At 51.6% G+C, this 20787-nt stretch carries 24 protein-coding genes and 1 pseudogene; 23 read left to right on the top strand and 2 right to left on the bottom strand.

Annotated elements, in window-relative coordinates:
- The first annotated feature begins 11 nt into the window (after window positions 1-11).
- The 20 genes from tssH (at window position 12) to PYR66_11700 (ending at window position 17382) form a co-directional block, all read left to right on the top strand.
- Window positions 12-2624, top strand: coding sequence for a type VI secretion system ATPase TssH (gene tssH, locus PYR66_11795; GenBank protein WEF30319.1), 2613 nt, complete (start codon window positions 12-14; stop codon window positions 2622-2624).
- A 24-nt stretch (window positions 2625-2648) separates the two neighbouring features.
- A complete protein-coding gene (locus PYR66_11790) occupies window positions 2649-4088 on the top strand; it encodes a serine/threonine-protein kinase (GenBank protein WEF30318.1) in 1440 nt (479 codons plus the stop codon).
- A gap of 93 nt (window positions 4089-4181) precedes the next feature.
- The gene (locus PYR66_11785; GenBank protein WEF30317.1) at window positions 4182-4571 is read left to right on the top strand and encodes a hypothetical protein; all 390 of its coding nucleotides are present in this window, start codon (window positions 4182-4184) and stop codon (window positions 4569-4571) included.
- Window positions 4568-4942 (top strand): hypothetical protein, encoded by a 375-nt coding sequence (locus tag PYR66_11780; protein WEF30316.1) that lies wholly within the window; start codon window positions 4568-4570, stop codon window positions 4940-4942. The genes PYR66_11785 and PYR66_11780 overlap by 4 nt, the downstream gene beginning before the upstream one ends.
- Before the next feature lie 39 nt (window positions 4943-4981).
- Window positions 4982-7240, top strand: a complete 2259-nt coding sequence (gene tssI, locus PYR66_11775; GenBank protein ID WEF30315.1) for a type VI secretion system tip protein TssI/VgrG — start codon at window positions 4982-4984, stop codon at window positions 7238-7240.
- A gap of 12 nt (window positions 7241-7252) precedes the next feature.
- The gene (locus PYR66_11770; GenBank protein ID WEF30314.1) at window positions 7253-7651 is read left to right on the top strand and encodes a hypothetical protein; all 399 of its coding nucleotides are present in this window, start codon (window positions 7253-7255) and stop codon (window positions 7649-7651) included.
- A gap of 54 nt (window positions 7652-7705) precedes the next feature.
- Complete coding sequence (locus PYR66_11765) at window positions 7706-8095, top strand: hypothetical protein (protein ID WEF30313.1); 390 nt, start codon at window positions 7706-7708, stop codon at window positions 8093-8095.
- Between the two features lie 84 nt (window positions 8096-8179).
- On the top strand, window positions 8180-8527 hold the full coding sequence (locus PYR66_11760; protein ID WEF30312.1) for a DUF3592 domain-containing protein: 348 nt from the start codon (window positions 8180-8182) through the stop codon (window positions 8525-8527).
- 84 nt (window positions 8528-8611) lie between these two features.
- Window positions 8612-8959: a hypothetical protein gene (locus PYR66_11755; GenBank protein WEF30311.1), complete on the top strand. Its 348-nt coding sequence runs from the start codon at window positions 8612-8614 to the stop codon at window positions 8957-8959.
- A gap of 147 nt (window positions 8960-9106) precedes the next feature.
- Complete coding sequence (locus tag PYR66_11750) at window positions 9107-9487, top strand: hypothetical protein (GenBank protein WEF30310.1); 381 nt, start codon at window positions 9107-9109, stop codon at window positions 9485-9487.
- 73 nt (window positions 9488-9560) lie between these two features.
- On the top strand, window positions 9561-9938 hold the full coding sequence (locus tag PYR66_11745) for a hypothetical protein (GenBank protein WEF30309.1): 378 nt from the start codon (window positions 9561-9563) through the stop codon (window positions 9936-9938).
- Window positions 9939-9947: 9 nt separating this feature from the next.
- Window positions 9948-10346, top strand: a complete 399-nt coding sequence (locus PYR66_11740; protein WEF30308.1) for a hypothetical protein — start codon at window positions 9948-9950, stop codon at window positions 10344-10346.
- 6 nt (window positions 10347-10352) lie between these two features.
- Window positions 10353-10733 carry a DUF3592 domain-containing protein gene (locus tag PYR66_11735; GenBank protein WEF30307.1) on the top strand — a complete coding sequence of 127 codons (381 nt, stop codon included), beginning with the start codon at window positions 10353-10355 and terminating at the stop codon, window positions 10731-10733.
- Between the two features lie 19 nt (window positions 10734-10752).
- On the top strand, window positions 10753-11124 hold the full coding sequence (locus tag PYR66_11730; GenBank protein ID WEF30306.1) for a hypothetical protein: 372 nt from the start codon (window positions 10753-10755) through the stop codon (window positions 11122-11124).
- Window positions 11125-11181: 57 nt separating this feature from the next.
- Window positions 11182-13722 carry a DUF2169 domain-containing protein gene (locus PYR66_11725; GenBank protein ID WEF30305.1) on the top strand — a complete coding sequence of 847 codons (2541 nt, stop codon included), beginning with the start codon at window positions 11182-11184 and terminating at the stop codon, window positions 13720-13722.
- Window positions 13719-14789: a pentapeptide repeat-containing protein gene (locus tag PYR66_11720; protein WEF30304.1), complete on the top strand. Its 1071-nt coding sequence runs from the start codon at window positions 13719-13721 to the stop codon at window positions 14787-14789. Before PYR66_11725 ends, PYR66_11720 begins: the two co-directional genes overlap by 4 nt.
- A gap of 11 nt (window positions 14790-14800) precedes the next feature.
- Complete coding sequence (locus PYR66_11715; protein WEF30303.1) at window positions 14801-15406, top strand: DUF3540 domain-containing protein; 606 nt, start codon at window positions 14801-14803, stop codon at window positions 15404-15406.
- A 10-nt stretch (window positions 15407-15416) separates the two neighbouring features.
- The gene (locus tag PYR66_11710; protein ID WEF30302.1) at window positions 15417-15809 is read left to right on the top strand and encodes a DUF4150 domain-containing protein; all 393 of its coding nucleotides are present in this window, start codon (window positions 15417-15419) and stop codon (window positions 15807-15809) included.
- 23 nt (window positions 15810-15832) lie between these two features.
- Window positions 15833-16795 (top strand): hypothetical protein, encoded by a 963-nt coding sequence (locus tag PYR66_11705; protein WEF30301.1) that lies wholly within the window; start codon window positions 15833-15835, stop codon window positions 16793-16795.
- Entirely contained in the window at window positions 16795-17382 is a 588-nt protein-coding gene (locus PYR66_11700; protein ID WEF30300.1) for a hypothetical protein, read from the top strand. The genes PYR66_11705 and PYR66_11700 overlap by 1 nt, the downstream gene beginning before the upstream one ends.
- A gap of 68 nt (window positions 17383-17450) precedes the next feature.
- Here the strand turns inward: PYR66_11700 and ivy are convergent, their stop codons facing one another.
- Window positions 17451-17900 (bottom strand): Ivy family C-type lysozyme inhibitor, encoded by a 450-nt coding sequence (gene ivy / locus PYR66_11695; protein ID WEF30299.1) that lies wholly within the window; start codon window positions 17898-17900, stop codon window positions 17451-17453.
- A gap of 226 nt (window positions 17901-18126) precedes the next feature.
- Between ivy and PYR66_11690 the strand changes: the two are divergent.
- The 3 genes and pseudogenes from PYR66_11690 to PYR66_11680 all read left to right on the top strand — a co-directional run bounded on the left by PYR66_11690 (window position 18127) and on the right by PYR66_11680 (window position 20230).
- Window positions 18127-18547 (top strand): annotated as a pseudogene (locus PYR66_11690) (hypothetical protein).
- Between the two features lie 47 nt (window positions 18548-18594).
- Window positions 18595-19383, top strand: coding sequence for a mechanosensitive ion channel (locus PYR66_11685; GenBank protein ID WEF30429.1), 789 nt, complete (start codon window positions 18595-18597; stop codon window positions 19381-19383).
- Between the two features lie 7 nt (window positions 19384-19390).
- Window positions 19391-20230 (top strand): GNAT family N-acetyltransferase, encoded by an 840-nt coding sequence (locus PYR66_11680; GenBank protein WEF30298.1) that lies wholly within the window; start codon window positions 19391-19393, stop codon window positions 20228-20230.
- Window positions 20231-20317: 87 nt separating this feature from the next.
- Here the strand turns inward: PYR66_11680 and PYR66_11675 are convergent, their stop codons facing one another.
- The gene (locus PYR66_11675; protein WEF30297.1) at window positions 20318-20761 is read right to left on the bottom strand and encodes a MarR family transcriptional regulator; all 444 of its coding nucleotides are present in this window, start codon (window positions 20759-20761) and stop codon (window positions 20318-20320) included.
- Window positions 20762-20787 lie beyond the last annotated feature (26 nt).

Genomic DNA, 20787 nt, shown 5'->3' with positions numbered 1-20787 from the left:
TGGAACCGAACATGTCAGAAATCAGCCGTGCCGTACTTTTCGGCAAACTGGATACGCTGTTGTTTACCTCGCTGGAAAGCGCAACCGCCTTTTGTAAACTGCGCGGCAACCCTTACGTCGAGCTGGTGCACTGGCTGCACCAATTGATGCAGCAGCAGGATGGCGATCTGCAACACATTATTCGCCACTTCGCCCTTGATGAGCAGGCGTTGACCCGCGACATCATCGCCGCGCTGGATGCGCTGCCGCGCGGCGCCAGCTCGGTCTCCGATCTCTCCGAACATATCGACAGCGCGGTTGAACGCGCGTGGGTCTACGGCTCGCTTAAGTATGGCGTTAGCCGGATCCGCGGCGGACATTTGCTGATTGGCCTGCTAAAAACCTGGAATCTGGCCAGCCTGCTGAAGGGGATTTCCCCGCAGTTCACCAGGATTAACGTCGAAGCCTTGAGCGACAACTTCGATACGCTGCTTGCCGACAGTAAAGAGAGCCAACAGGCGGTAGCAGAAACCGCGAACCACGGTGCGGTGCCCACGGCGCAGGGGACGTTGGCCCAATACGGGCAGAACCTGACGCAGCGGGCGGAGGATGGCAAAATTGATCCGGTTGTCGGTCGCGACGAAGAGATCCGCCAGATGGTGGATATCCTGATGCGTCGCCGACAGAACAACCCGCTGCTGACCGGTGAAGCCGGCGTCGGTAAAACGGCGGTGGTGGAAGGGTTAGCCCGGCGTATTGCCGCAGGCGACGTGCCGGAGCCGCTGCGCAATATTCAGCTGTGGCTGCTGGACATCGGCATGTTACAGGCTGGGGCGGGCATGAAGGGCGAATTCGAAGCCCGTCTGCAGGCGTTAATCAACGAAGTGCAGTCCAGCCCGACGCCTATCGTGTTGTTTATCGACGAGATCCATACGTTGATTGGCGCAGGCGGCCAACAGGGTACCGGCGATGCGGCGAACCTGTTGAAGCCAGCGCTGGCGCGCGGACAGCTGCGCACCATCGGCGCGACGACCTGGGCGGAGTACAAAAAATATATCGAGAAGGATCCGGCGCTAACCCGTCGCTTCCAGACGGTGCAGATCCACGAGCCGGACGAAGAGAAAGCGCTGCTGATGCTGCGCAGCACCGTTTCGCCGCTGGAGAAACACCATCGGGTGCTGCTGCTTGATGAAGCGGTGAGCGCGGCGGTGAAACTGTCGCATCGCTATATTCCCGCGCGCCAGCTGCCGGATAAAGCGGTGGCACTGCTGGATACCGCCTGCGCACGCGTTGCCGTCAGCCAGAGCGCGCCGCCGCCGCAGTTGGAAGATTGCCTGCAGCGTATTGCCGCATTGGATGTCGAGCTGGAGATCGCCCGGCGCGAGAACCGGGTAGCGATAGGCGATGCTCAGCGCATTGAACAACTTCAACAGGCGCGTCAGCAGCAGGAAAGCGAGCGCGATGCGCTGAATAGCCGCTGGGAGCAAGAACGCGCGTTGGTTGATGAGGTGATTAACCTGCGTGCGCAGCTGCAGGATGCCGACGAGGAAGCGCAGCCGGCGTTACGCCAGACGCTCAATGAAAAGCAGATAGCGTTGAAGACGCTGCAGGGCGAGATGCCGCTGCTGTTCGCGGCGGTGGATGAAAATGTGGTGGCGGCGGTGGTCTCTGACTGGACCGGGATCCCGCTGGGCCGGATGGTCAAAAACGAAATTGATGCCGTACTGAGCCTGGCCGACACGCTGAACCAGCGGGTTATCGGCCAGCGTCACGGGCTGGATCTGATCGCTAAACGCGTGCGCACTTCCCGCGCGAGACTCGATGATCCCAATAAGCCCGTCGGCGTATTTATGCTCTGCGGCCCGTCCGGGGTGGGTAAAACCGAAACCGCGCTGGCGCTAGCTGAATCGCTGTACGGCGGCGAGCAGAACGTTATCACCATCAATATGAGCGAATTCCAGGAAGCGCATACCGTGTCAACCCTGAAGGGCGCGCCTCCGGGCTACGTTGGTTACGGCGAAGGCGGGGTGCTGACCGAAGCGGTGCGCCGTCGCCCTTACAGCGTAGTGTTGCTGGATGAAATCGAAAAAGCGCACCCGGATGTGCACGAAATCTTCTTCCAGGTCTTTGATAAAGGCTGGATGGAAGACGGCGAAGGGCGTCATATCGATTTCCGCAATACCATCATTATTTTAACCTCCAATGTGGGGACAGAGCTTATCAGCGCGATGTGCGCCGACCCGGATCTGATGCCGGAACCGGAAGCGCTGAGCGGCGCGCTGCGTCAGCCGCTGCTGCAGGTCTTCCCGCCAGCGCTGCTCGGCCGCCTGCTGGTGGTGCCGTATTATCCGCTGAGCGACGCGATGCTCGCACAGATTGTGCGTCTGCAGTTGGCGCGTATCCAGCGCCGCCTGCAGGATAATCACAATATCGTCTGCGACATTGACGACAGCGTGGTTGAGCAGGTGGTTCAGCGTTGTACCGAAGTTGAATCCGGCGGGCGTATGGTCGATGCGATTCTGACCAACACGCTACTGCCGCAGATGAGTCAAATCCTGTTAACCGCCAACCGCAACGATGAGCAGTTTAAACAGCTGCGCATTAGCTATGCGCAGGGCGAGTTTCATTGTCAGTTTGCCGCGTAACACCATCAGAAAGTGAGTCTTAAGATGACGGATCACGAAAACAACCGGACTGTCCTGAACGCGCTGCCGATCGGGTATCGTTTTAACGAATTTGAAATTAAGGAAGTGATTGGCGGCGGTGGTTTTGGCATTGTTTATCGCGCCTGGGACCATCAGCTGGAACGTACCATCGCGATTAAAGAGTTTATGCCTTCGTCGCTGGCGGTACGTAATGACGATATGACCCTGGTTCTGCGCAGCGATCGCTTCAGCAAAGCATTCTCCGCCGGACTGAACAGCTTTATTCAGGAGGCGCGGCTGCTGGCGCGCTTTAACCATCCTAACCTGCTGCACGTACTGCGCTTTTGGGTGCAGAACGATACCGCGTATATGGGCACGCTGTTTTATAGCGGCACCACCTTAAGCCGCCTGCGCGAGCAACAGCCGGAACTTATCGATGAGGCGTGGATCCGCCGGATGCTGCCGATGCTGTTCGGCGCGATTCGAACCATTCACGACGCCGGTTATCTGCATCGCGATATCTCGCCGGAAAACATCCAGATTCAGGATAACGGTTTGCCGGTGCTGCTCGATTTTGGTTCAGCTCGCCGGACCATCGGCAATCTCTCTGACGAGACCGAAACCATGCTGCGCCCGGGCTACGCGCCTATCGAGCAATACACTGACGATAACGAAAGCGAACAGGGCGCCTGGACCGATATCTATGCCGTCGGCGCGGTGCTGCATACGCTAATCGTCGGCTCGCCGCCGCCGGTGAGCGTGGTGCGCAGTATTCAGGATAACTACCAGCCGCTGGCGGAGCTGAAACCCGCAGGCTATTCGCTGCCGCTGCTGCAGGCGGTGGATAAAGCGCTGGCGCTGCGGGTCGAGGATCGTCCGCAATCGATCGAAGCCTTCGCTGAACTGATCGAAATGCCCGTTTCCAGTATCGACGATGTCTTGTCGGTGAAAAAACCGGGAACCATGCTGGCGCTGGTCGGCGATGAAGAAGAGGAGGCGCCAGCCGCCAACGACTGGCGGCGCTATAAAGTACCGGGGATGGTCGCCGCGGGGGTGCTGGTCGGTGTTATCGCCGGCGGTATGATGTTCAGCGGCGGCAATAGCGAGGCCCAGCCGACAGAAAGCGCCAATACTCAGCCGCAAACACCGGTTGCGCCAACCGCACCGCCGGCGGAAACCCATACCGCAGCGGCACAGCCAGCGCCGCCCACCGCCGTCAAAGAGAGCAAACCAGCCGTTGCGCCGGCAGCGCCGATTGCCCAGGTTTATGTACGGATGAGGGATGGAGAAAAGCTGAAATTGAACGGCGAGCCTCACGACACACAGCCTGCGACTAACGGTTTCGCGTCGCTGAAGTTGGCTCCGGGGCATTACGAAATTACCCTCCAGGGCAATGGCCAAACCCGTGCGCAGACGCTGGATATCGCCAAACCGGGAACCTGGCTTGTCAATCCATCGAGCTAAATGGCGTGATGGAGAACGGAATACCCCCGCCGGGAATGATTGGCGGGGGGGGAATCATTTAGCGGGATATCATTGATAAACAAGGAGTGTTAAATGACAGTCGGCTGGGTTATCAATGCAGTACTGACACTGATCATTATTTTTATCAGTTTTTACTTAGCTAACCGTATTGTTAAAAACTCACAGCGGCGAGAACAACGGATTATTGAAAACGGGAAAGATGCTCAGGTTACGATACTCACGATGCAGCAAACCGGTTTGTTCATCAATAACAACCCGGTAATCGAAATGGATCTGCGAGTAAAAGATTTAGCTAATGGCAAAACGTGGCTACTCGAGAAACACAAAGAAACGGTGTTGCTAATGACTCTTGATGCCTGGCAGGTTGGCGTGAACTATCAGGCAAGAGTAGAGCCAGAAGATAACGCTATTGTGTTCATAAGAGACATTAACGATAAGCCAAAAATGACGAGTGAAAGATGAGCATTATTACCGACTTAATCGTTCTGGCCGTTGCCTTACTATTTATTTATATTTTTGTATCGCTGCTGATTCGCGATGCGAAAAATAAAAAACTAAAAGCGGCCATCAACAACGATGGCGTGGCTGTTTTGGGCACGATCACGAATCTGAGAAGCCGCTCGGGCGGTAATTCCGGGTTTATCAATATCAGCGTCGATTTTAACTACGTTAGCGAGAAAGGTGAATCGCTGGCGGGCCAGAGCGATATCGTTATCGATATTACCCGTATTCAATACTTCCAGCCGGGAAATACCCTCCCGCTACGCTACTTGCGCCAGCAGCCACAGCGGGTACTGGTGGATCTGCCAAACCCAATGTTGAAACGCAGCTAACGCTGCAGCCACCTGAAACACACTGAATGGAATAATATTATGGCTAACAGGATCACCGTTCAGCTCCCCGTTGAGGGGCTACTTTTCTGGAAACTCACCGGGCACGAAGCGATGTCGGAAATGTTCGAGCTCGGCTTAACGCTGCTTAGCACCGATGCGCGCCTGGATCGCAGTAAACTGCTCGGTCAGCCGGTTACCGTGACCATTCCAACGCAAAACGCGCTGAGTTCGCGTTATTTCAACGGTAAAATTACCCGCGTAGCGGTCAGCGCCGTTGAAATGAGCGGTACCCGCTATGCTGCCTATCAACTCACCGTAGAGCCGGATTTGTGGCCGATGAAACGCGACCGCAACCTGCGTATTTTCCAGGGGCAGACGGTACCACAGATTATCAATACGCTGCTGAGTGAATATCAGGTCAACGTTGAGGATAAACTGAGCGGCAGCTATCGGGTCTGGGATTACTGCGTCCAGTATCAGGAGAGTAGCCTGGCGTTTATCAGCCGACTGATGGAGCTGGAGGGCATCGCCTACCATTTCCGCCACGAGGCGGATAAACATACGATGGTATTGACCGATTCGGCCACCCAGCACCAACCGGTGAGCGGCTATGAGACTATCCCTTACCATCAGACGCCGTCAGGCGCGATCACCACTGAAGAGGGGATCAGTCTGTGGGCGCTGGAAGATAGCGTGACGCCGGGGATCTACAGTCTCGATGACTATGATTTCCGCAAACCCAATGCCTGGCTGTTTCAGGCACGGCAGAACCCCTCATCGCCATCGCCGGGGAGTATTGACGTTTATGACTGGCCTGGGCGGTTTGTTGAGCACGGACACGGTGAGTTTTACGCCCGTATTCGTCAGGAACGCTGGCAGGTAGAGCATCAGCAGATTCAGGCGACCGCCACGGCGGTTGGCATTGCCCCTGGCACGACCTTTACTCTGAGCAATGCGCCGTTTTTCAGCGATAACGGCGAATACCTGACCACAACCGCAAACTACTATTTTGAAGAAAATCGCTACGCCAGCGGCGGCAATAGCGATGTCTCGCATCAAATCCACTTTACGGTGATCCCCTCATCGGTGGTCTATCGTCCCGCGCAGGCCACCGCCTGGCCACGTACTTACGGCCCGCAAACGGCCAAAGTCGTGGGACCGCAGGGGGAAAGTATCTGGACCGACAAATATGGTCGCATCAAAGTGAAGTTTCACTGGGACCGCAACGCCAAGGGCGACGACAGCAGCTCCTGCTGGGTGCGTGTATCGAGCGCGTGGGCAGGCCAGGGCTTCGGCGGCGTGCAAATTCCGCGCGTGGGCGATGAAGTGGTCATCGACTTTATCAACGGCGATCCCGACCGTCCCATCGTCACCGGACGTGTGTATAATGAAGCCAGCATGCCGCCATGGGATCTCCCTGGCGACGCCACCCGGATGGGCTTTATGACGCGGAGTAAGGATGGGAATATTGATAACAGCAGTTTCTTGTTCTTCGAAGATAATCCGGGCAATGAATCTGTCGAGATGCATTCAGAAAAAGATATGAAGATCTCGGTAGAGAATGACCAAACTATCAATATTGATGGTTGCCGAAGCACTAAAATAAATAAAGAACAAAGCGATGATGTCATTGGAAATGCGACTTTGCATTTTCATGCAAAACGTACAATAACCGTTGATGATAACGAAGCAAGAACATTTAACAACGGTGAAAACATAACAATTAAAAACGGTCGGAAAACAGAGATACTAAACGGAGGTGACATTAGAAATATAAAGGGTGATCGAGAGTTAACTCTAGATGGAAATAATAATAAAAAAATACTTGCTAATGAAACCATAAGTATTAGTGGTAAAAAAGAAACTACAATCGATAACGGAAATTCATTCACCATAAAGTCTGGAGGGCAAAAACAAGATATTCATGGCGAAGTTAATGTGGATATAAATGGAGCTTGGATGCAAACTGTTACAGGAAAAGTAAAGATTGAATCACCAGAAGAAATAGTAATAAAAAGCAAGACAAAAGTTTTTATTGACTCTCCCATTTTTGAACATAACGATGTGGAAAAGAAAAGCTTTGCCCAAAATGCAATAGATTTTATCGGCCAATATGTTACAATTTCAACAGGGAGTGTCGCCTTTAAGGGTGTTAGCTATGCAGCCACAGGAATAAATATTTCACATCAAGGAATGACATTTGGTCGTACCGTTATCAATGCTCAACGAGTCGAAGGGGCTCGAGTTGACAGTGGTAGTCTAAGAACCGCATTATTTGCACTTCATATGTTAATGTAGTCAGAGGATTATATGTCTATCTCTTGGATTATAAATGCAGTATTGACATTTTTAATTATTTTTGTGTGTTTTTATTTCGCAAATAGAATTGTGAAAAATTCACAACAGCGAGAGCAAAATATAATAGAGCAGGGGGATGATGCTTACGCTACTATTTTATCAATGAAACAAAGTGGGCTTTTCATAAATAACAACCCTGTGGTGACAATGGATTTGAGGGTAGCTAATGCAACTGATGGTAAAACATGGTTACTAGAAAAACATGATGAAACTATACAGTTAATAACCCTTGATGCCTATCAAGTTGGTTCTGTTTATAAAGTGAAATTGGATAGTAAAAACAATTCCATTGTCTTTATCAAAGATCCATCTAATGGAAAGCCTTTGACAATATCTAACTCGCCTCGCTAGAGGCGATACACTTAAAAGACCAGTCCTTGCATTTAAAATCAAAAAGAACTAACAATGAACTTTATTTATCAACACTCCTTGTTAATTGTCATTGCATCCGTTGCATTTAGTTTTTTTCTATTGTTCGGTTCGTTGCGAAGTCTCAAAGGACAAGGGGGAGATCTTACCGAAATAAAAAACTGGCTAAGTCGTGAGCGCTGGCCCGGTGAGATTAAAAACGCATCTCTGGTAAGTTGGCGTCAAACTAATGCGACTAATAATTTCGATTATTACTTTGTATTTACCTTTAATGCGAACATTGAGGGTACGACAAAACAGTATAATGCCGCTGCAGTGGTACGTGCTTCAGAAATCCCAAAATTAAAATCGGGGCTTCAATTAATTATAAAACATGAAGGTATTCCACCAAAGAGAATGGCCGTTATGGATGCGGATTATGAATAAATAGGGCATCCGCTAGGCTTACTATGCTTGTGGCCATTTAGGTAGTCATTTCAAAACATTCACCTTCATTATTAATGGATCATTATGTTTGACTCTATGTGGGGAACGTTAATATTAGCCATTTTAATTTTAGTTGGTTTATTCTTATATTGTTATCGTTCAGGCTCCAATTATGATAAGTTTAAGGCAAATGGCATTCGTACCGAGGCTAAAATATTAAACATGGAAAAAATTGGTGCGAGTGGCGGAGGTAGCACTAAACTTAAAATGGAACTATTATTTACCACGGAATCAGGGCAGGTGACAGCAATAGCTAAACAGTATATTTCTCCGCAAAACATAGCAAAAATTATGAGGAATAATACTATTTATATTTATTATCTACCTGAAAACCCCAAAAAGTTATTACCCGTTCCTTGGGAGATGGGGTAATACTATTTCCTGTGTTGTGGCATTGCTCGCTATCGTTGGCCTCCTGGCGAGGTTCTGCTGGTACGCTTAAAATAAGAACTTAAGATGTCAAATTCAACGTTGTGGTCTATTTTTATTACCATTTTAATTTTAGGGTGGTTTTTATACAGTATAATCAAATCAGGCAATGATGATGAGAAATTCCGTAAGAGGGGTGTTAAAGTTGAAGCTAAAATCATTAGTAAAAAACGCATAGGTACCTCTGGCACCGGAAATATGAAATTTAACTTTGAATTAGAATTTATGACCCCCGACGGAGTCGTCATCGCACATGCTCGTCGTTTTATAACTCCGGAAGAAATGGTTAAGATTGGCAGGAAAAATACAGTTTATTTATATTATCTCCCAGGCACACCTGAAAAAGTATACCTTGTTCCTGGAGATATGGAGTAAACTATCGATGTAAGTGGTTATGCTTAATAATGTGAACCTTAATCCTAATTATTAAAGGGAATAGAGGGAAACCATGCCACTTGCCAAACATCTGAAAAGAGCACTCATCGCAGGACTTATTTTTATACGTTTATGTAAGAGCTTGATATGATTTTTCTCTCTGAACACTCAGGACCTATTGCATTAGGTGTCATGCTGGTATTCATTTTCATTTGTCTCAGAGGAATAAAGGGACAGAAGGAAGATTTTAATGAAATAAGGAACTGGGTTGCAAGGGATAATTGGAAAGGTGAACTGGCAACAGGAAAATTAAAAGAATGGAAACAAACATCAACCACCAATAATTTTGATCATTACTATATTTTCACTATTGAGTCTGATTTGAGTGGTGAACCAAAGACATATAAAGCGGCAACTGTGTTAAAAAACGCAGAAGTTATTAAAATAAAGAAGGATATGCCGGTAACCATCAAATATCAAGGTGTCCCTCCAAAACGAATGGCTGTTATGGATGTGGATTATGAATAAATTACACCTTGTTCCTGGGGCTATGGAGTAAACTATCGATGTCAATTTTCGTTAACAGCACAGATGCAAACCTATGAACCTCATCACGGAACTGTCTTTTATTTTTGGGATCATTGTCACAATTATCGCATTGGGTATATCATTTGCTGCATTTAAACCGAACAAAACTGAAGTCTCTGCAATTAAAAACTGGTTATCTAGAGATAAGTGGGCAGGTCAAATAATCCAGGTCCCGGCAGAATCGTGGCGTCAGACAGAAACAAAGTACGGCAACGATTATATTTATGATTTCTATTTTAGTGCAAACATACACGGTTCTGCTAAAAAATACATTGCTAAAGGTATTGTGAGACCTAATGACATTCATAAATTAAAGAAAGGAATGTTATTATCAGTAAAGTACAGTAATGACACACCTATAAAGATAGCAGTTATTTCTGTTGATTATTAAAGGAGCATCATGTCATTTGAAGAATGGATAGCCAGCATGTCAGGATTTGAAATGACACGCCTTATTCTCGGATTGGCGGTATCGTTAATTTTCCCGATCGTCATATATTTCACATGTAGAAAAACGTCGTTACAAACCAAGTCAGTAACTATGTTTTTACAACGTGAAAGCTGGCGTGGGGAATTACTGAAGTCGCGGATTGAATCCTGGCAGCAAACTAATGTGATACACGGCAATAATCTATTTTTCGATATCTATTTTCACCTTGATGACATGTCTCAATTGCTTTGCGCCAAGGCGCTGATTGCACCAACACAAATACATCTATTACGCAAAGGGCTGTCCATTGTCGTTAAGAAAGGACGGGGCAATAAGATTGCTATTATGCAAATCGGTGATGTGGGTTAATTCACGATGGATATACTCTTTTTTGTCGTTATGGGACTCATTGCCCTGGTGTTTGGCATCTATCCCATGGCTCGTTTTCTTTATCAGGACGTTTATCCGCATTTAAAAGATGGTTTCACCCAGAGCGAGGTCCTGCAATCCGGGATTGCGGTCAACGCGGATATCATTGCCGCACACCAGACCAGCGTATGGAGTGGAAGTCAGCCTGTCTACCGTATCACCTTTAAATTTAAGACGCTCGAACAGGTTGAAGTTGAAGCAAGTCTGAATCACACCCTGAGTTTCAGCGACATTGAACGTTTTAAACCGGGCAATGGCACAACGATTAAATACGATCCGGCAAACCCGCAGAGAATTGCGCTATACGACAGACCGCTTTTTTTGTGATAAATAATCAGGAGATAACATGGAAATCGTCTCTACCATAATGTTAACCATGGCATGGGCCATTCCTCTGCTGGTGTTGCTCTTCGCGGCCTGGGTCGCGATGCAGAATATACGCTCTGCGCGGGAAGATAAAAAAACGAAAATGAATGGTGTCGATGTTGAGGCCACCATCCTGCAGATCAAATACGATCGCGACCAGCGAATCAACAACCACTACTCAGCCATTTTGACCCTTCGTTATCATTGGCATGGGCAAGAACAGCAGGGCACCCGCGGCGTTATTTTCCCCGCTCAAGACCAATCTGAGGTTCAGGTGAATCAATTAATCAATATTCGCGTTCGCCAGGACGATCCTCAACATTTTTACTATCTCGATTATCGTAATGTCTAATACCAGATATCATGCTTCCTTTAAGCCCAACTCAGCAGCATAAAAAAAAGATCTCCTATGAAAATCATTAAACCCTTACGCCTGAGCGTACTTAACCGGCCATTCCGTTGGCAGGGCAAAAATTATCTTGGCGTTTCGGTGTTGGCGTTGGCGGATATGGGGCCGAATCCGCAGCTGCGCCCTGAAATGGAGCTGTGGCAGCTTGCCGCTGACGAACTGCAAACCAGCGGCGGCGTCGTGGATATGGCGATCCCTAAAGTCCGCGCCGAATTTATGGCCACCGGGTTTGCCTACACCCATCATCAGGAAGAAAAAAGCGCCTGCGTAGCGCGAATTGATATCGACAAGCTCAGTAAATCGCTGGTGGTGTTCGGCGATCGCGACTGGGCGGGTAACCGAATGACCCGACCGCAGCCGTTTAGCGAAATGCGCCTCGACTGGAGTCGCGCCTATGGCGGCGGCGACTACGCCGACAACCCGCACGGCATCGGTTTTGCGCCGCTGAAACAGCAAGGGGTTGAGCGTCATCCTCTGCCGAATATTGAACCGCTGGACGGGAGAATGACCTCGCCGAAGCAGAAACCGCAACCGGCAAGTTTTGGCCCGTTGGATATTCAATGGCCGCGGCGCTTTAGCCGGATGGGCAAAAAGTACGATGCCAGCTGGTTACAAAACGAGTTTCCTGGGTTTGCCCGCGATATTGACTGGAAAGTATTTAACGCCGCCAGCCCGGATCAGTGGTGGGATGACCGGGATACGCTGCCGCCGCAGGCAAAGTGGCGGATCTGGAATATGCATCCCGAGAAACCCTTGCAGGAAGGTCAGTTGCCGCCGTGGCAGGCACGCTGTTTCATCAATCGCCAGCGTGGTGATGAAAGCGTATTCGAAGAGATTGCGCTACGCGCTACCACGGTATGGTTCTTCCCGCATCGGGAACAGATGATGCTTATCTGGCAGGGACACATCCGCATCAATGAAGACGATGCCGCCGACGTTCTGCAACTGATCCCAGCGCTGGAAAAAGAGGGCGCTTCCCGTTCGCTGAACCATTATCGCAAGATTCTGGCCCAGCGCATGGATAAGGAGAAGGGCGCGCTGTTCTCTTTTCGCGAAAAAGATCTGCTGCCGGAAGAAACGATTGGGCCGTGGATTGACAATGAAATTGAACAGTCGCCCAGCCCGCAGCATGACAATATGAAAAATCGCGCCCGGTTGTTACGCGATCAGCATCGGGCCGCTATCGAGGCCAGCGGCGGCGACATCAATACCCTGCTGGCGGATATCGACGAGCCCGCGTTGCCGAAGCTTGAGGATCTGCCCGAGTTTATTGCTGACATGGAGCGTCAGGCGCAGGAGATGCAGGAGAACGCAGAACAGCGTAAACGCGAGATGGAGGCGCAATATCCGCAGCGGGATAAGGATGAAAACCAACCGCGCGGCCCCGAATCGATGCACCGGATGCAGGAGATGCTGCATCAGCACCAGCAAGAGCTAAGCGAGAAAAAGCGCGCGCAAACACGCGAGGCGCTTCATCAAATGTATCTGGCGGCCGTCCAGCATCAGCCGCCGGCAGTCAGGCTGAAGGGCGATCTGGCGAAGATCCTGCGCCAGCGTGCTGAACGCACCATGGCGCAGGGAGGTGACTTTAGCGGCATGGATCTGACTGGCGTCGATTTCTCCGGGATGGATTTTCGCGGCGCCAACTTTAGCAAGGCGCTACTTGAATGCGCGGACCTTAGCCACTGCCAACTGGATAACGCTCGTTTTCACGGAGCGGTGATGGCCAGAACAGAACTACAGCACTCGTCGCTGCGCGGCTGCGATTTTAGCGGCGCCAGCCTGGTACTGGCGGAGTGTCATCAAAGCGACTTCAGCGGCGCCCGTTTTGACGATAGCCAGCTACAGAATGCGTTGTTTGATAGCTGCATTTTTGATAACGCCATCCTGAAAACGTTAATCCTGCGGGAAATCAGCCTGATTCACTGCCGCTTCCATCATGCGGATCTTGATGGCTGCGTCTTTATGGAGCTGACGCTGGCGGAACCTGATTTCAGTCACGCGCGGCTGCACAAATGCTCGTTTTTACAATCTGAACTGGAGAACGCGGTCTTCCATCAGGCCACGCTGGAAAGCTGTTCACTGGTGCAAACCAGAGCGGAAAGCGCCGATTTTAGCGGCTCGACGTGGATTGCCAGCGCGGCAGCGTCAGAAAGTTCGCTCATCGGCGCTGATTTCAGCCAGGCCACGCTGCGGCAGAGCAATCTGCGCCAGACGCCATTGCAGGGCGCTCGCTTTGAACTAGCGAAAATTGAAAACAGCGATCTGAGTGAAGCCGATTGTCGCGATACAAACTTTGTGCGGGCTAATCTGGTCGGCAGCCTGTTTGTCCGCACCGATTTTCGCGACGCCGATTTTACCGACGCCAACCTGATGGGAGCCCTGCTGCAAAAAAGTCAACTTGGCGGCGCCCGGTTCAATGGCGCGAATCTGTTCCGCGCCGATCTTTCACAATCCTTTACCAGCAAGACCACGCAGTTGGATGGCGCATGGACCAAACGGATTAAAACGCTGCCGAAGCGTGATGGAGAAGTGATATGACGACGCTGACCCCAGCGGATATTGTCCAGCGCATTAAAAACGGTGAACCGCTCAGTGAAATGTCGCTGGATGGTCTGAATCTGCAGGGTTGCGATCTGTCAGGAGGCATTTTTCAGGAAGTCTCTCTGCGCGGCGCTAACCTGCAAAACGCCAACCTGCATGAGGCGCTGTTTACCGAGTGTCTGCTTGATCAACTGCTGTTGAGCGGCGCGCAGCTCAAACAGACCACCTTTAATCAGTGTGAAATGGCTCATCTGCAGGCACCGGAGACAACGCTTGATAGTTGCGTGTTTAATCAGTGCGCCTTGCAAGAGAGCGATTTCTCGGCGACGACGTTGCAAAGCAGCCAGTTTATGCGTTGCCAGTTGCGTGGTAGCCGTTTTACGGGTTCGGCGCTGGAACGCAGCGTGTTTTATGAATCTGAGCTAACCGACGCCAGCTTTGCGCAAAGCCGTGGTTTGCTGACCACCTTTTTTAATATCGACCTGCGCGCAACGGCGCTTGACGGGATGCAGTTTGACCGCGTGGTATTCTTCCAGTGCGACCAGCGCGGGAAGAATTACTCCCGTCAGGGCTTCACCGGCTGCCAGTTTACCGATTGCCCGCTGGACGGCGCCAACTTTAACGGCGCTCAGCTGACGCAATGTAACTTTAAAGGCGCTTCACTGCATGATGCCCAGCTCAATCAGGTGAATGCCAGTCAGGCGCTCTTTATGGAAGCGGATATGCGCGGCGCCCAGTGCCGCGGCAGCCTGTTCGACCAGGCGATATTTGTTGGCGCGGTGCTGGAGCAGGCTGATTTTAGCCAGAGCCGCTTGTTCCAGAGCATCCTGCAACAGGTCCACGCCGCCGGGGCGCGATTCGCGCTATGCGACCTGACGTGGAGCGATTTTTCCGGCGCCGACCTGAGTCGGGCCGACCTGCGCGGCGCAACCTTTTCCCGCACGCGTTTGCATCGCGCCCGTCAGGAAGAGGCATTGTTTACCGGTCGCCAGGGGATCCTGGAATATGATGAAGAGTTATTAGCCGCTGAAGCGTGGAGCGCGCAGCGTCACAGCCGTTGTTGAGGAGAGAACAGATGACAACCATTAACCATAAACTCGCGCAGGCGGTGATGCCGCCAGCTCACGCCTCCGGCACGGTAACCCATTGTTTCGCCGACGGCAGCATGACCGTTGAAAGCGAAGGGCGCGGCTGGCACTGCCGCCGGGCGGTCAGTTGTCTGATTGCGCCGCAGGCGGGCGACAGGGTACTGATTAGCAGCGTCGACAACCAGATTTGGCTGCTGGCGGTGCTGGAGCGTGATGAGAGCCGCCAGGCGGAATTAAGCGTGCCGGGCGACCTGCATATCCGCAGCGCCGGGGAGCTCAGCCTCAGTGGCCAGAGCCTGCGCGTCGCTGCCGAACAGGGCGACTGTCATATCAATGAGATGAACTACAGCGGCGATAAGCTGTCGGCATGGGTGACGCTGTCACGTATTGTTGGTAAGCGCGCCGAATCCGTCTGGCACACCGTGACGCAAATCAGCCACAACCTGCTGCGCACGACCCGCCAGACCGAGCAAGTCCGCGCCGGGCAGTTAGACATGAAAGCGGAAGATTATGCACGGCTGCATGCGCACAACACGGTGATCACCTCAAAAGCGATCACCAAGGTTGATTCTGAACAGATCCATATGGGATAAGGAGCTCACGATGTTTGCCAACTGCCAGTTGTTCGGCGTCGATTTAGCGTTTCCTGATGTCTGCCTGACGCCAATGCCAGCGCCGACGCCGATCCCGTATCCGGATATCGCATTAGGGCCGACGGCTATCCCAAACGCGCTGAATATTCTGTTTATGGGGATGCCTGCGCATAATATGGCGACGGTCACGCCGCTCACTAACGGTGATAACCCTGGTGTCGCCACCGGCGTGGCGTCGGGAACGGTCATGGGTCCGTCCCGCCATCTCACCGGGGCATTTACTGTCCTGTTGAAGGGTACGCCGGCGACGCGCTTAACCAGCGTCAGTCTGCAAAACTCGACGAACGCGGTGGGTATGCGTATCGTTCCCAGCCAGTTCAAGGTATTGATGCTGGCGCCGTAATCCATAACTATAAGGAATATCAAATGGCTTTACCTGGGATGAATCCTGAGAACCACTTACCCGGCTACGATTTCGCGCGAATGACCGGTAACGGCGCCGCCGATTTTGATTTTAAAGCGTTAGGCGCCGCCATGGATTGTAACCGCGACTTTTATCAGGCGGGTATTATCTATTCTGACGGCAATCAGCGTTACGTGGTACGTCCAACTAAACGATATCCCAACGGACAAAGCGGCATCGCCACGCACGTGATTGTGACCAAAGCGGCCTCGTTGCCTTCTGCTTCGACGGCGGGCAAGGCGTTAACAGAAGCCGTCTCTTCAACGTCAATGGGGACGGAGATCGCCTCGACCGTACTTTCCTGCGGCGCCATGATCATTACCGGCGGCGTGATGCTCGCGGGGTCTGCGGCAACACCGCTGACCGCAGGGGGGAGTAGCGTATTGGTCGCCATCGGTTATGCCGGTACTGCGGCAACCGGGCTGCAATGCATCAATGGTTTGTATCGAATTTATGATCTGGTCGAAAACGGTGGTGAAACCGTTAGTTGGCTCGATTCCCAGGAGTGGTATGTCGCGACGTCAACGTCATTAGACGCCATCTCTCTTATCAGCGCGGGCGGGGCATTAAAAGAGGCCCTCGCCACCTGGAAAGCCATGAAATCAGTGTCGTCATTAAAAGCGACCGAGTGGTTGAAAAGCTATCCGCGCCAGGATCGCGCCCGGTTAACAGAATTGATTATTCGCGCGCAAAATCCTGGTATTAGTAATAAAGAAATTAAAGCGGTGATTCGTGCCGGTTTTTATCCGAAACGTTTTCCAACCGGCCCGGTACAGGTTGAGCTGACCCGGCAACTGGGACAAGTCGTCACCAGCGCCGCTGCGCTGGCAGGAAGCGCCGTCAGTGGGATTATTGCCGCGCCTGGCAACGTTCCTCGCTCTGGTAAATATATCATTGGCACGATTCAATCGCTGGCGGTGTACTGATGGGGATTCTGAATCTGGTCGCCGGGGGTATTTTTTGCGACCTTATACAGCATGGGCGGGAGATCGACCGCGCTATTGCGCGCCGTGACACCAGCCTGCTGAATCATTCCACGCCAGAGCTTGAGCGCTATTTTTCGCGCCCGCCCGGCGAGCTTCCCCGGCAGAACCCCTTCCCGGTAGCTACGCTGTTCCCGCTGTTCATACTCGCTTTTGCGTTTAATCTGCTGCCGTTCCTGCATACGCTACCGGGTCTGTCCCCGCCGACGCAGGCGCTGAGCTTTTTTGTGCCCTCGCTGGCGCTGGTTATTTTTTTGATAACCAGCGGCGTACTGCTGGCGCGCGGCTATACCGCCGGGTTGAAGGGGTTTCTGACGTTATTCCTTATCCTGTCAGCGCTCACGGTCGTACAGGGGATCAGGGCGTTGCTGAGCGCAGGTGAGAGCGCCTGGCCTCTGGCGATTGCCGCGCTGGCATTACTGAGTTGCCGATTCATCTTCAACCGTCGGGGCTTTGTGCTGTTTGCCATTTATTGTCGTAGCCAGCGGCTTGCTGTCGTGGCGCGCAACATGCGTCAACAGAACGGTTGAATCTATCCGAAGCGTGATTAACCCCGCGATCCATCGATAACGGGGTTACTCATTTTTATTGCTGATTTTTATTGCTGATAGTTAAACGCGTCAGGGTGATTCTCAAGACTACCGCTCAGTGCGGCATATAGTACCGTTTTCCCATCAATCGACAGGGCATCGTTGACATTAAGCCAGGTCAGTTTTTCCTGTGCGGTTTTCTCGTCAACGACCGAGAAAACACCCGACATCTGTTTTGACTTCTCCGACCAGATCACGGCGATACGCTCGCTCGCGCAGTTATGCGGCTTACAGGCGCTTAACACCTGCCAGGATTCAGATCCTAACTTCACGGTCTGCGCCGGGGATCCGGTCCCGCCGCTACTAACCCAGGCAGGCAGTTTATGGCCTTTGACCATTTGGCTGAATGCCGCTTTGGTCGCATTGTCTTTTGCCAACGAGGTGAGCGTGACGTCGCTTTGCGCCAGAACGCTGGTTGATACGGCGAGTGCGACGATGGCGGTAACTGCTTTAAACATGAATCCTCCTGAACCTTCTCTGTCCTCATTTTTCGCCTCTTAATAGTGGGCGCAGAAGAGGATTAATGCAAACCGTCATATATATAACGCGAATGAAAAGGGCGATCGCAAAGCGTGGACTTATCTGTCCATGACATGTCATGATGCGAATTAGTTAAATTTTTGTATAAATAGCCTCCAGGTGAACGGCTAATACAAAATGGCATACTCATTCAGGCGATAAAGCATGGCGTACTTGAATCATTTATTGACGTTTATTGAAAGCAACCCGGCGCTGGCCGTCGGTTTTAACCTTATCCTGCTGCTCGTCTCCGGCATATTTGCGCACCTTTTGTGCAAATTCTTGTTGATAAAAGTGATACGTAAAGTCTTCTTCGGAAGCCATAAACAGGATGTACCGCTGGAGAAAGACCGGCGTATTGCAGAAAAACTATCAAACTTCATTCCGGTTATTATCGTCTATTACGTCCTGCAGTTTATGCCTAATATGCCGGTATCACTGGTGACGGCGATTAATACCATTTGCGGTATTTTGTTTTTTATTTTCCTGTCGGTCTTCTTCAATGAAATGCTGGATATTGTTAATAGCTCCTATCTGCGTAAGACCAAGCGTAAAAACCACTCCATTAAAGGCTATATCCAGATAGGGAAAATCCTGGTTCACATTCTGGCGGCAATTATGATCCTGGCCGTGATGTCGAACAAATCGCCGGTGATTATTATTTCCAGTCTTGGCGCCGTCGCGGCGGTACTGATGCTGATCTTTCAGCACACCTTGCTGTCGCTGGTGGCCAATGTTCAGTTGTCCTCAAACGATGTGCTGCAACTGGGCGACTGGATTGAAATGCCCGATAAGAACTTGAGCGGTGAGGTGACGGATATTGCGCTACATACCATCACCATCCGTAACTGGGATAACACCATTTCGCGTATTCCGACCAAGAATTTCCTTACCGAAACCTATACCAACTGGCAGGCGATGTTCTCGTCCGGCGCGCGCAGAATTATGCGCAGTATTAATATCGATCAGCATTCGGTGAGCTTCCTCAGTCAGGAGATGCTCGCGCCGATGCTGGCGATACGTGGGGTGAATGAACCGCTGACAAAATTGCTGGATGGTCGGGATCCTGGCGGCGTCGCGGATCGCTGGTTTATTGATAATGGCCTGACCAACTTAACGTTGTTTCGCCATTATCTGATGAACTATCTCGCCGAAAGACCCGATATTATTAAAGATATGTATATCGTCGCGAGAACGCTAAAACCGTCGCCGTCCGGGATGCCGCTGGAAATTTACTGCTTTACCTCATCGACAATGTGGATGGATTACGAAAACACGCAATCCGCGATCTTTGAATACATTACCGCCGTCGCCGGACAGTTTTCACTGCGTTTGTATCAATATCCCGCCGGGCATGATTTCTGGCGTTTATCACAGGAAAACACTCGCCAGGGTAACCCCCCGCCGTCAGTAGAAGGGTGATCAGAATATGACAATCGTGTTGCGAACAATGCAGGCGACAGATGTTACCGGCGGCTTAATGCTAAGTCAGCAGATGGGCTGGCCGCATCGCCTGGAAGACTGGCAATGCGCCTTTACGCTGGGCGAGGGGATGCTGGCGGAAGAAGGGGGCGAACTGCGCGGCACCACGCTATGCTGGCGCTGGGGTCACCATCATGCCACTATCGGCCTGGTGCTGGTGGCCAAAGATCAACAGGGAAAAGGGGTTGGCAAAAAGCTATTTGCCGCCCAACTGGATACGCTTGCCGATCGCCATGTCCGGCTGCACGCCACACCCGCCGGCGAACCGTTATACCGTCAATTTGGTTTCCGTCCGGCGGGATTTATCCAGCAGTGGCACGCCGTTGCGCTTCCCGCCGTCGCGGCGCCGGGTAGGGTAACGTCTGCCGCGACGGCTTCGGATATACCGGACCTTGTGTTGCTGGATAGCAATGCCTGGGGCGATGCGCGAGAAAATCTTATCCGTTGGCTGGTGGCCCACGCGCGCGTCGCGACAATCCGCGATAGTCAGGGCTGCGTTATCGCCTGGGCGGGCTGTCGACGCTTTGGCCGCGGCTACGTCATTGGGCCGGTGGTGGCTAGCCACAGCGAGCAGGCTCAGGCGCTATGCGCCCATTTTCTGACAACGCTCGCTGGCGAGTTTGTCCGCCTGGACTGTCCGGAAGGTCATCATGAACCTTTTACCCACTGGCTGGGGCAAAACGGGTTCGCGCTGGTGGATCGACCGCTGGCAATGGTGAAGGGAGAGATTGCGCGGCATAGCGATGAGGTACGCATGTTTAGCTTAATGTCGCAGGCGATGGGATAAATATCCCTGTTGATGGCATATGTCAGGACTTCCGCTGGCGTATCCAACGTCAAAGTCTGCGCGGTAGAACGAGAGAATAATGTTGCGTTATTCCTGCATTCTCTGCGGTATCCGCTGCAGAAGTGCGGCCAGTAATTGGCGATCCTCCTCAGATAAACGCTCGATCATGCTCGCGTCATAGTCGGCAACCAGGGCATAGGCTTGATGATAAATGTTGACGGAGGCCTCCAGGTAACGCACCCGGAACGCACGTTTATCGCTCGGATCCGCCAACTTTTCGACCCATCCCCGATTAACCAGTTTGTCGACCGTTCGGCCAAGCGTACTGCGGTCGGACTGCGAATGTTCAATCACGATACTCATGGGGATGGCTTCGGGGAAACTATGGATAATCCGCAGGACTCGCCATTCAGGTAGTGTTAGTCCAATCGATGTAAGTTTTTCACTCAATGCGCGTTCGCGAAATCTGACGATATTGGTCATGTCATACAGCGCGCCGGAGGAAAGGGACATTTGAGGTCTATTTTTCATACCAACCTGATAAAAATTAACGGCTT

Origin of the sequence: Klebsiella aerogenes, assembly GCA_029027985.1 — a bacterium.
Classification (GTDB): domain Bacteria; phylum Pseudomonadota; class Gammaproteobacteria; order Enterobacterales; family Enterobacteriaceae; genus Klebsiella; species Klebsiella aerogenes_A.
This window is presented reverse-complemented; position numbering and strand designations above follow the sequence as displayed.